General features: G+C 63.3%; 14 protein-coding genes. 4 read left to right on the forward strand and 10 right to left on the reverse strand.

Translation table 11 applies throughout. The features are described from left to right. Positions 1-421, forward strand: a 421-nt coding sequence (locus MXAZACID_RS18845; protein ID WP_008495150.1) for a hypothetical protein, incomplete at its 5' end; no start/stop codon positions are given. Positions 422-726: 305 nt separating this feature from the next. Here MXAZACID_RS18845 and queG read toward each other — a convergent pair. From queG to MXAZACID_RS14255, 9 genes are all read right to left on the reverse strand, one after another. After that, positions 727-1770, reverse strand: coding sequence for a tRNA epoxyqueuosine(34) reductase QueG (gene queG, locus MXAZACID_RS14215; protein ID WP_008495151.1), 1044 nt, complete (start codon positions 1768-1770; stop codon positions 727-729). A 106-nt stretch (positions 1771-1876) separates the two neighbouring features. Continuing rightward, positions 1877-2341 carry a preQ(1) synthase gene (gene queF / locus MXAZACID_RS14220; protein ID WP_008495153.1) on the reverse strand — a complete coding sequence of 155 codons (465 nt, stop codon included), beginning with the start codon at positions 2339-2341 and terminating at the stop codon, positions 1877-1879. Then, complete coding sequence (gene tgt, locus MXAZACID_RS14225) at positions 2338-3465, reverse strand: tRNA guanosine(34) transglycosylase Tgt (RefSeq protein ID WP_008495155.1); 1128 nt, start codon at positions 3463-3465, stop codon at positions 2338-2340. Before tgt ends, queF begins: the two co-directional genes overlap by 4 nt. Positions 3466-3502: 37 nt before the next feature. Further along, entirely contained in the window at positions 3503-4528 is a 1026-nt protein-coding gene (queA, locus tag MXAZACID_RS14230) for a tRNA preQ1(34) S-adenosylmethionine ribosyltransferase-isomerase QueA (protein WP_008495157.1), read from the reverse strand. Further along, positions 4528-4923, reverse strand: a complete 396-nt coding sequence (locus tag MXAZACID_RS14235; RefSeq protein WP_008495158.1) for a VOC family protein — start codon at positions 4921-4923, stop codon at positions 4528-4530. The genes queA and MXAZACID_RS14235 overlap by 1 nt, the downstream gene beginning before the upstream one ends. A 6-nt stretch (positions 4924-4929) precedes the next feature. After that, positions 4930-6576: a fumarate hydratase gene (locus tag MXAZACID_RS14240; RefSeq protein ID WP_008495160.1), complete on the reverse strand. Its 1647-nt coding sequence runs from the start codon at positions 6574-6576 to the stop codon at positions 4930-4932. A gap of 5 nt (positions 6577-6581) precedes the next feature. After that, positions 6582-7088 carry an SspB family protein gene (locus MXAZACID_RS14245; RefSeq protein ID WP_008495161.1) on the reverse strand — a complete coding sequence of 169 codons (507 nt, stop codon included), beginning with the start codon at positions 7086-7088 and terminating at the stop codon, positions 6582-6584. Between the two features lie 40 nt (positions 7089-7128). Then, positions 7129-7965 (reverse strand): GNAT family N-acetyltransferase, encoded by an 837-nt coding sequence (locus tag MXAZACID_RS14250; protein WP_008495162.1) that lies wholly within the window; start codon positions 7963-7965, stop codon positions 7129-7131. Beyond that, complete coding sequence (locus tag MXAZACID_RS14255; protein WP_008495163.1) at positions 7962-8372, reverse strand: Fur family transcriptional regulator; 411 nt, start codon at positions 8370-8372, stop codon at positions 7962-7964. The genes MXAZACID_RS14250 and MXAZACID_RS14255 overlap by 4 nt, the downstream gene beginning before the upstream one ends. A gap of 55 nt (positions 8373-8427) precedes the next feature. Between MXAZACID_RS14255 and MXAZACID_RS14260 the strand changes: the two genes are divergently transcribed. Beyond that, entirely contained in the window at positions 8428-8676 is a 249-nt protein-coding gene (locus tag MXAZACID_RS14260; RefSeq protein WP_008495164.1) for a sulfurtransferase TusA family protein, read from the forward strand. A gap of 137 nt (positions 8677-8813) precedes the next feature. On the opposite strand, the gene rpsU is transcribed toward MXAZACID_RS14260, so the two are convergent. Further along, positions 8814-9017, reverse strand: a complete 204-nt coding sequence (gene rpsU, locus MXAZACID_RS14265) for a 30S ribosomal protein S21 (RefSeq protein WP_007421557.1) — start codon at positions 9015-9017, stop codon at positions 8814-8816. Positions 9018-9162: 145 nt separating this feature from the next. On the opposite strand from rpsU, the gene def reads away from it, so the two are divergent. Both def and MXAZACID_RS14275 read left to right on the forward strand, forming a co-directional pair. After that, a complete protein-coding gene (gene def, locus MXAZACID_RS14270) occupies positions 9163-9690 on the forward strand; it encodes a peptide deformylase (RefSeq protein WP_008495167.1) in 528 nt (175 codons plus the stop codon). Next, on the forward strand, positions 9690-10247 hold the full coding sequence (locus MXAZACID_RS14275) for a COQ9 family protein (protein WP_008495168.1): 558 nt from the start codon (positions 9690-9692) through the stop codon (positions 10245-10247). Before def ends, MXAZACID_RS14275 begins: the two co-directional genes overlap by 1 nt. Positions 10248-10347: the final 100 nt, after the last annotated feature.

The following is a 10347-nucleotide window of genomic DNA, read 5'->3' on the forward strand; positions in this document are numbered from 1 at the left end:
GCTAGTTTTCTTTCGTCCGCCCCTACTCGAAATCCGCGACAAACAAATCATTTGGAGAAGATCAGGCGAGAGGAAAATGGTATTCCCTACAGAACAGTTGGGGTGGGTCTATCATGGGGACATGAATACTCTTGTTTACAGGGGGGAATATTTGTCACCACGCGAGAGAGCCGTGGATGCAGTAAGGCTGTTTTCCAAAGAGGGAAAACTGCTAACTTCGATTTCGGGCAAGGTATTTGCGGCGTCTCTGACGGATATAGCTGAATACCTGACTCAAAAAACATCAGCTGTTGCTGGCGCACCGCCGACGTTTTCTAATGAAATCGTAAAGACTAAAGGCATTGGGCCTCTCTTTGCCGGACTGTTTGGCGGCTATATTCTATTCCTCACTGTAACGGCCCTGGTCATCTATTATGCGTAAAGAAAGGTGATGATAGTTGCGTTTCTCGTAGCAGGCATAGGTTATGCAACTTTTCAGGCTCGTTTTAGCTATTCGACTTGCATCGCTCTGAAACCCGAGCGCCCGTTACTCCACAACCAAGCCGCCGGTTGTCGCATAACTTGTAAATTACGCGACGATCTTTCGCCTTGCGGAGACATATGGCGCTCTCGTGTCGCGCTTTTTTGTCGCTGGATGTGATTTTTCGCGGCAGACATCCGCGACATGCGGGAAAGGAAGAAAGGCGTTTTGTTGAGGGCAGGGCGTGCTTCTGCAAGGGCAGGAGCCTAGCCGCGCAATCTTGCCGCCGCCCAGGCGCCAGACTGCGCTACCACCGGGTCATCATCCGCCGCTAGTTGCTCCGCTGTCGGCAGCATTCCAAACTCTCCGCTATTGCCAACCGCAATCGCCACGTTACGCAAAAACCTGTTTCGGCCGATGCGTTTGATGGGCGAGCCGGAGAATTTTTGGCGGAAGCCGGCATCGTCCAGCGTGGCCAACGCCGCCAATTTAGGAGCGGTGAGGTCGTCGCGGGCGGCGAGTTTCAGCTCTTGTCCGGCCTTGGCGAATTTGTTCCAAGGGCAGACGGCAAGGCAATCGTCGCAGCCATAGATGCGGTTGCCGATGGCGGTGCGGAACTCCTCGGGGATTGGCCCGTCATGTTCGATGGTGAGGTAGGAGATGCAGCGCCTGGCATCGAGCTGGTAGGGGGCGGGGAAGGCGGCGGTGGGGCAGGCTTCCTGGCAGGCGGTGCAGGAGCCGCAGAGGTCGCGCCCTGGGGCGTCTGGTTCCAATTCCAGCGTGGTGTAGATTTCGCCCAGGAACAGCCAGGAGCCATGGGCGCGCGAGACCAGGTTGGTGTGTTTGCCCTGCCAGCCTAAACCCGCTTGCTGGGCCAGCGGTTTTTCCATCACCGGCGCGGTGTCCACGAAGACCTTCACCCCCGCCCCGCGCGCGGCGATGAATTGGGCGAGATGTTTGAGCTTGCCCTTGATGATGTCGTGATAGTCGCGGTTGCGGGCATAGACGGAGATGTTGCCGATGTCGGGGCGGGTGAGGTTGGCCAATGCGTCGGTCGGCGGCGCGTAGGAGAAGCCGAGCGTGATGACGCTGAGCGCTTCGGGCCAGAGGGCTTGCGGATGGGCGCGCTGTTCGGTGCGCTCTTCCATCCAGCCCATGCCGCCATGGCGGCCAGCGGCCAGGAAGTCTTGCAGGTAGGCCAGGCGTTCCGGCGGCAATGCTGCGCGGGTGAAGCCGGTGGCGGCGAAGCCGAGGCTCGCCGCCTTGTCACGGATGAGGGTTTTTAGAGTTGCGTTTTGAAAACGTTCCATGGTGCGTCGTCAGGTGGTGGATGTCGAGCACCGGCGCGCAGCGTACATGAGTACGTGAGCACCGGCGCGCAGACATGCGCCGCCTGAAGGCCGCCAGGGGGCGTTTTCAGCCGCGGCCACGGTAGGGGGGCACGCCCTGGTCGGGGATCCAGGCTTCCTCGGGCGGTTTGCCGGTTTGCCAGAACACGTCGATGGGAATGCCGCCGCGCGGATACCAGTAGGCGCCCAGGCGCAGCCATTTCGGGGCGAGCAGCTCCACCAGCCGGTCGGCGATCATCAAGGAGCAGGCTTCATGAAACCCGCCATGGTTGCGGAAGGATTGCAGGAAGAGTTTCAGGCTCTTGCTTTCCACCAGCCATTCATCGGGGATGTAGTCGATGACGATATGGCCGAAATCTGGCTGGCCGGTCATTGGGCAGAGCGAGGTGAATTCCGGGCAGACAAAGCGCACCATGGCGTGCTTACCGCCGGTTTTCGCGGGCACGCGCTCAAGGATTGCCTCTTCCGGGCTGCGCGGCTGTTCGGTTTTGGTGCCGAGCTGCTGCAGCCCGGCGTAGCGATCATCACTCATGCATCTGGTCCTCTCTGCCATTGGCCGCGCACATCCGCGCAATAGGAATCGTAGTCGTGGTTGAGGATGGCTTCGCGCGCGCCCTGCATCACGTTTTGGTAGTAGGTGAGGTTGTGGATGGTCAGCAGCATCGGCCCCAGCATTTCCTCGCAACGGAAGAGATGGTGCAGGTAGGCGCGGGTGTGGCGGGTGCAGCAGAGGCAGGCGCAGTTTGCATCCAGCGTGCGGGTATCGTCCTGGAAGCGGGCGTTGCGCATGTTGAAGATGCCGTTGCTGGTGAAGGCGCGGGCGGTGCGCCCGGCGCGGGTGGGCATCACGCAGTCGAACATATCCACGCCGCGCGCCACCGCGCCCAGAAGGTCGTCCGGCGTGCCGACACCCATTAGGTAGCGCGGCTTGTCGGCGGGGAGGAAATCCGTGCAGTAATCCAGCACGGCGAACATCGTCTCCTGGCCTTCGCCCACCGCCAGCCCGCCAATGGCGTAGCCTTCGAACGCATTCTCCTGCAGCGCTTCGGCCGAGATGCGGCGCAGATCCTCATAGACATTGCCTTGCATGATGCCGAACTGGCCATAGCCGGGGCGTTTTACAAACGCGTCGCGCGAGCGCTTCGCCCAGCGGATGGACAGCTCCATCGACTCCTTCGCCTCCCGGTGGGTGGCGGGGAATTTGGTGCATTCATCCAGCTGCATGGTGATGGTGGCATCGAGCAGATGCTGGATCTCGGTCGAGCGCTCGGGCGTCAGCTCATAGGCGGTGCCGTCAATATGCGAGCGGAAGGTGACACCCTTCTCCTCCAGCTTGCGCAGCTTGGCGAGCGACATGATCTGGAAGCCGCCGGAATCTGTGAGGATGGGGCCGGGCCAGTCCATCATCTTGTGCAGGCCGCCCAGCCGGGCCACGCGCTCGGCGGTGGGGCGCAGCATGAGATGGTAGGTATTGCCGAGGACGATTTTCGCGCCGGTGGCGCGCACGGCGTCCGCCGTCATCGCCTTCACCGTGCCGGCGGTGCCGACAGCCATGAAGGTGGGGGTGGGCACCTCGCCATGGGCGGTGCGCAGCGTGCCGGCGCGGGCCTGGCCATGCTGGGCGGCCAGGGTGAAGGAGAAATCAGGGGTCGTCATGGGAGGGGATTAGCCGGAAAGCTGGCGCGGGGCCAGATTAACCGCGTTCCAGCAGGCAGGCATCGCCGTAGGAGTAGAACCGATAGCCATTCGCGATGGCGTGGGCATAGGCGGATTTGATCCGCTCCAGCCCGGCGAAGGCGCTGACCAGCATCAGCAGGGTGGAATGCGGCAGGTGGAAATTGGTGAATAGCGCATCGGCGATTTTGAAGCGGTAGCCGGGATAGATGAAGATATCCGTCTCGGAATCGAAGGGCTTCAGCACGCCCTCTGCGGTGGCCGCGGATTCCAGCAGGCGCAGGGCGGTGGTGCCGATGGGGATGATGCGCCGGCCTTCGGCTTTGGCCGCGTTGATGCGCGCGGCGGTCGCCTCGGTGATGAAGCCACGCTCGGCGTGCATTTTATGCTCTTCGATCACCTCGACGCGCACCGGCAGAAAGGTGCCCGCCCCCACATGCAGCGTCACCTGCGCCAGCTCGATGCCGCGCGCCTGGAGTGAAGCCAGCAGCTCCGGGGTGAAATGCAGCCCCGCCGTGGGCGCGGCGACGGCCCCTTCATGCGCTGCGAACAGGGTCTGGTAATCCGCCTTGTCCTGCTCGGTGATGCCGTCCGGCCTTGGAATGTAAGGTGGGAGCGCCAGAGCGCCGGAGCGCGCCAGGGCGGCGTAGAAATCATCCGCGGTAAAGCGCAGCAGGGCGGCGCCGCCCTCCAGCATCGCTTCCACCCGGGCGGAGAAATCCGGGTCGATCTCCAGCAGGTCGCCCTGCTTCACCCGCTTGGCATTGCGCAGCAGCACCCGCCAGGTGCCGTCATCCAGCCGCCGGTCCAGCGTGATGCCGATTTTGGCCTCGCCCCGCCGGGCGGAGAGCTGGGCGGGGATGACCTTGGTGTCGTTCACCACCAGCAGATCATCCGGGCGTAGCAGGCTGGGCAGGTCGCGCACGATATGGTCGTGCAGCGCGCCCTGCGTCACATGCAGCAGCCGGGCGGAATCACGGGGGCGGGCCGGGGCGGTGGCGATCCGCGCCTCCGGCAGATCATAGCCGAAATCGGAAAGCTGCATCAGGCGCCGAGATAGGAGGCGAGCTCGATGAGATTGCCGTCCGGATCGCGGCAATAGACGGACATGATATCCCCCAGCGCGCCGATGCGCGTCACCGGGCCGCGCTCGATCTCGACACCGCAGGCCTTCAGATGCGTCATCACATCCTCCGGCCCGACCGCCACGACCAGGCAGAGATCCAGCGTGCCGGGCTGGGCGGTGAGGGCGTGCGGAACGACCTCATGCCCGACCTCGTGGAGATTGATTTTTTGGCCGCCAAAGCGCAGAGCCGTGCGGTTCTTGCCACCATATTCCTCGCGCTCCATGCCGAGCACGCGCTGATACCAGCCCGCCGTGACCTGCAGGTCCCGGCAGACCATGACGATGTGATCGACCCGGTCGACGGTGAATTTCATGGCCGTTTACGCGAGGTCCGCGAAGAAATCATTGCCCTTGTCGTCGACCACGATGAAGGCCGGGAAGTCCTTCACCTCGATCTTCCATACCGCTTCCATGCCAAGCTCTGGATATTCCAGCACCTCGACCTTGGTGATGTTGTTCTGCGCCAGCACCGCGGCCGGGCCGCCGATGGAGCCGAGATAGAAGCCGCCATGCTTGTGGCAGGCCTCGGTGACGGCTTTCGAGCGGTTGCCCTTGGCGAGCATCACCATGGAGCCGCCGGCCGCCTGGAAGGCGTTGACATAGCTGTCCATGCGCCCCGCCGTGGTGGGGCCGAAGCTGCCGGTGGGCATGCCATCCGGGGTTTTCGCCGGGCCGGCATAATAGACCGGGTGGTTTTTCATATAGTCCGGCATGCCCTCGCCACGGTCCAGCCGCTCCTGCAGCTTGGCATGGGCGATGTCGCGCGCCACCACGATGGTGCCAGTGAGCGCCACGCGGGTTTTCACCGGATGCTTGGACAGCTCGGCCAGGATTTCGCGCATCGGGCGGTTCAGATCGATGGCGACGACCTCGCCGCCGAGATGCTCGCCCTCGATCTCGGGCAGATATTTCGCCGGGTTGGTCTCCAGCTGTTCGAGGAACACGCCCTCCTTGGTGATCTTGGCCTTGATCTGCCGGTCCGCCGAGCAGGAGACGCCGATGCCGATGGGCAGGGAGGCGCCGTGGCGGGGCAGGCGGATGACGCGGACATCGTGGCAGAAATATTTGCCGCCGAACTGCGCGCCAATGCCGATCTTGCGGCTGATCTCCAGCACCTTCTGCTCCATTTCCAGGTCGCGGAAGGCATGGCCGGTGGCATCGCCTTCGGTGGGCAGATGGTCGTAATATTTGGTGGAGGCGAGCTTCACCGTCTTCAGGCACAATTCTGCCGAGGTGCCGCCGATGACGATGGCCAGATGGTAAGGCGGGCAGGCGGAGGTGCCCAGCGTTTTGATCTTGGCTTCGATGAAGGCGTAGATCTTCTCAGGGGTGAGGACCGCGCGGGTCTCCTGGTAGAGATAGGTCTTGTTGGCCGATCCGCCGCCCTTGGCGATGAATTGCAGGCTGAATTCGTCATCGTGATAGCCGCCGGGGGAGGCCATCAGATCGAACTGCACCGGCAGATTGGTGCCGGTGTTCTTTTCCTCGAACATCGAGAGCGGGGCCATCTGCGAATAGCGCAGATTGGTCTCGGTATAGGTGCGCGCCACACCCCAGGAGAGCGCCTCCTCCTCATTGCCCTCGACCCAGACGCGCTGGCCCTTCTTGCCGAAGATCAAAGCCGTGCCGGTATCCTGGCACATCGGCAGCACGCCCTTGGCGGCGATGGCGGCGTTTTTCAGGAACTCCATGGCCACGTAGCGGTCATTCTCGCTGGCCTCGGGGTCTTTCAGGATGTTGGCGAGCTGCGCCAGATGCGCCGGGCGCAGCAGGTGCGAGACATCATGATAGGCCTGGAAGGCCAGTTCGGAGAGCGCCCCCTCGCTGATTTTCAGCACCGTCTTGCCCTCGACCTCGATGGTCGAGACGCCCTCGATATCGAGCTTGCGATAGGGGGTGTCGTCATGCCCGAGCGGGAACATGGGCGAAAAGGCGAAACCAGGGCTGCGTTTCAGGGGTGCGTTCATGATTTTTAGTCTTTCTGACGGCGGCGAAAGGCGTCCAGGCTCACCACATCGGCGGGCTGGTCGTTGGGCGGGGCCGGTGTGTCCTCGCTCTGGACAGCGGGGCGTGCGGCGATCTCGGCCGGCTCAGGCAGCTCGACCTCGAATTGCAGGCCAAAGCGCACTTCCGGATCGGCGAAGCTGGTGATGGCGGCGATGGGGATGACCAAAGTGGTGGGGATGCCGGAGAAGCTCAAGCCCACGGAGACGGCGCTGCCATCCGGCTCCACGGACAGGCCGTGAAACTGGTGCTGCAGCACGATGGTCATTTCATCCGGGTATTGCGCCTTCAGCCGGTCCGGCACCATCGCCCCGGGATAGCCGGTTTTGAAGGTGATGTAGAAATGATGCTCGCCCGGCAGCCCTTGCGCGGCGGCATGGCGCAGCGCGCTGACCACGACATGGCGCAGCGCATCCTGCGTCCATTCATCATAGGGCAGCAGGGATTCGGGTGTGTTCAGATCGTCTTCAGCCATAGGTCAATCCCTTCGCGCGCGGTTCGCGGCCGGGGCCGGATCAGCGCGTATCCCGCTCATAATGGCGGTAATATTTCTCAGTCACCAGATCGGTCTGCACGATGATGGCGATGTCGGTGGTGTTGAACTGGCTGTCGATCACCGCGCCATCGCCGACAAAGCCGCCGAGCCTGAGATAGCCTTTAATCAGCGGCGGCAGGCGCATCAATGCCCCTTTCGGGTCGATCGCCTCGGGTGGCAGCCTGGCCATCTCGACATAGAGGTCCGGCAGGGCGCGCGGGCGGATCGCCTCCGGGGCGCGGTGATGCAGGCTGAGATAGGTCAGCTCCGCGGCCAAGGCATCCGGGTCGGTGCCGGAGAGCGAGGCGCAGCCGAACATCAGCTCGATGCCATAGTGGAAGACATAGGCGGCGATGCCGCGCCAGAGCAGCTGCATGACCATGCGGCTGCGATAGGCCTCGGCGGTGCAGCTGCGGCCCAGCTCCAGCTTGCGGCCAGGGAAGGCGCGCAGGGCAGAAATGTTGTATTCGCTTTCCGAGTAATAGCGCCCGAAAGCTTCCGCCGCCTCCTGGCGGATCAGCCGGTAGGTGCCGACCACGCTCTCGGCCCCCTCGCCGAGATCGTGATCGACCACCAGCAGATGGTCGGCAATGGCATCGAACTCGTCCTGGTCGAGCTGGCTGGCCAGGGTGGCGGCATCCGCCTTGGCGCCCATCTGCTCATAAAAAATCTTGTAACGCAGCGATTGCGCGGCCCTCAGCTCGGCCTCGGTGGTGGCCAGGCGCACGCCGAGATTGCCGGCGCGCAGCTCCGCGAAGCCGGGGGCGGCGTTGCCGATGGTAAAGCGCGGCAGATGCGGCAGGCTGGTCTCGTTCATGGCGCGACCGGATTGCCGAACAGCTCGATTTTGATCAAATCCACCTCCAGCCCATGTTTCAGGGCGATCTCGCGCAGCGCCGCTTCGACCGCCGGGGCCTCGAACTCGATGACATTGCCGCTGAGCTTGTCGACCATATGGAAATGGTTGCCATCGCCGCTGGCCTCATAACGCGCGCGGCGGCTGCCCAGATCGCGGCGGGAGAGAATGCCCTTGGCCTCCAGCAGCCGCACCGTGCGGTAGACCGTGGCCAGGGAAATATGGTTATCGATACGATTCGCCCGCCGATGCAGCTCTTCCACATCCGGGTGGTCGGTCGCCTCCGACAACACCCGCGCAATCACCCTGCGCGGACCTGTCATCTTCAGCCCGTTCTCTATGCACAGGCGCTCGATGCTTATATTCATCGGTAAGCCTTGTGGCCTAACTTTGTCATCCGGTCCAGCCTTAAGGGAGACCGCCATGCTGATTGCCGACCTGCCGAAACACGACAAAGCCATCGATATCACCGCCGAAACCTGCCCGATGACCTTCGTGCGGACCAGGCTCGCGCTGGACGCCATGGAGAGCGGGCAGATATTGCTGGTGAAGCTGAAAGGCGAGGACCCGCTGCGCAACGTGCCGCGCGCCGCCGCCGACCAGGGGCATGAGCCGCTGGATCTGCTCGAACAGGCGGATGGCAGCCATGTGCTGGTGATCCAGAAGGGCTGAGAGGCTACTCCAAAAGCCACTCTGGCGGCTCAAGATCGTGATTTACTGCGCTTCAAAGATCAAAAAAGCCGCGACGCGGAACCCGCGTGCGGCTGATCTGACACTGGTAAGCGACCCGCCCGGAGGCGGGAGGGGCTTTAGAAGCCCTCGCGCTCGATCCGCTTGCGCTCCATCTTGCGGGCGCGGCGAACGGCCTCGGCGGCTTCGCGGGCGCGGCGCTCGGAGGGCTTCTCATAATGGCGGCGGAGCTTCATCTCGCGGAACACGCCCTCGCGCTGCAGCTTCTTCTTGAGCGCCTTCAGCGCTTGGTCGACATTGTTGTCACGAACGAGAACTTGCACTGGGCTGTGTGCTCCAAACAAAAAATTTTAAACGGACAAACGCGGCGCGCGACCAATTGGGGCCACGGGCCGAGAACTGCTGGGCGGCCCTATAGCACAAAACATCCGCTCGCCAAACCATTTCTGCTGGGGCAATCATGCAAATATGTCGATTCTGAAGATCGCCCGCATGGGGCACCCGGTTCTGCTCGCCAAGGCGGGCTTGGTTGAGGATGTTTCGGCGCCGGAAATCCAGGCGCTGATCGCCGCCATGGCGGAGACGATGTTCGATGCCGGCGGAGTCGGGCTGGCGGCGCCGCAGGTGCATGTAGGGCTACGGCTGTTCGTGTTCCGGGTGCCACCCGGCCGGGGTGAGGGGGCGGAGATCCCGTTGCGGGCGGTGGTGAACCCAGTGATCACCCCCAATGAGGCGGCGGGGCGGGAGCTGGGCTGGGAGGGATGCCTGTCCATCCCAGGCCTGCGGGCGGCGGTGCCGCGCTGGCGGGAGATCCGCCTGAGCGGGCTGGATGAGGATGGCAAAGTCTTTGATGAGGTGCTGACCGGTTTTGCCGCGCGGGTGGTGCAGCATGAGGCGGACCATCTGGATGGGGTGCTTTACCCGATGCGGATGGAGGATTTCAGCCGGTTCGGCTATAATGAGGAGCTGGATCGATATCCTCAGGAGCTGTTGTGATGCAGATCGATGAACAGAAGGCCGCGCTGATTGACGCGCTGGCGCAGAATGCCGGGTTTGACGGCTGGACCGGCAAATCCTTGCGGATGGCGCTGAGCGGGTTGGGGCGGGATGCGGCGGAGGCGGATCTGGCCTTTCCCGGCGGACGCGCGGAGATGATCGCGGCCTATTTCGAGCTGGGCGATGAGCGGATGATCCGCGCCCGGCTGGGGCAGGGGGCGGAGAGTGGCACGACAGCGCGGGTGCGCGCGGCGGTGGCGGCCAGGCTGGAGCTGATGGCGGGCGAGAAAGAGGCGGTGCGCCGGGCGATGGCCTGGCTGGTGCTGCCGATGAATGCGCCGCGCCTGGCGAAGATTATCGCCCGGATGGCGGATGCGGTCTGGTTCGCGGCCGGGGATAAGAGCGCTGACATGTCCTGGTACAGCAAGCGGGCCATTCTGGGGGCGGTGCTCTCGGCGACGCTGCTCTACTGGCTCAGCGACAGCTCGATGGACTCGGAAAACACGCTGGCGTTCCTGGATCGCCGCCTGGCAGGGGTGGGCGCTTTGGCAAGCTGAAAGCCCGCCTGCCGCGTTTGCCTTTCCCGCAGCACGCTTAAACGGAGACGGCGCGTCCCTAAAGGAGACGCGGCGTTTGCCTAAAGTCGCAGAAGTTTTT

Origin of the sequence: Acidocella sp. MX-AZ02, assembly GCF_000306035.1 — a bacterium.
Taxonomy (GTDB): domain Bacteria; phylum Pseudomonadota; class Alphaproteobacteria; order Acetobacterales; family Acetobacteraceae; genus Acidocella; species Acidocella facilis.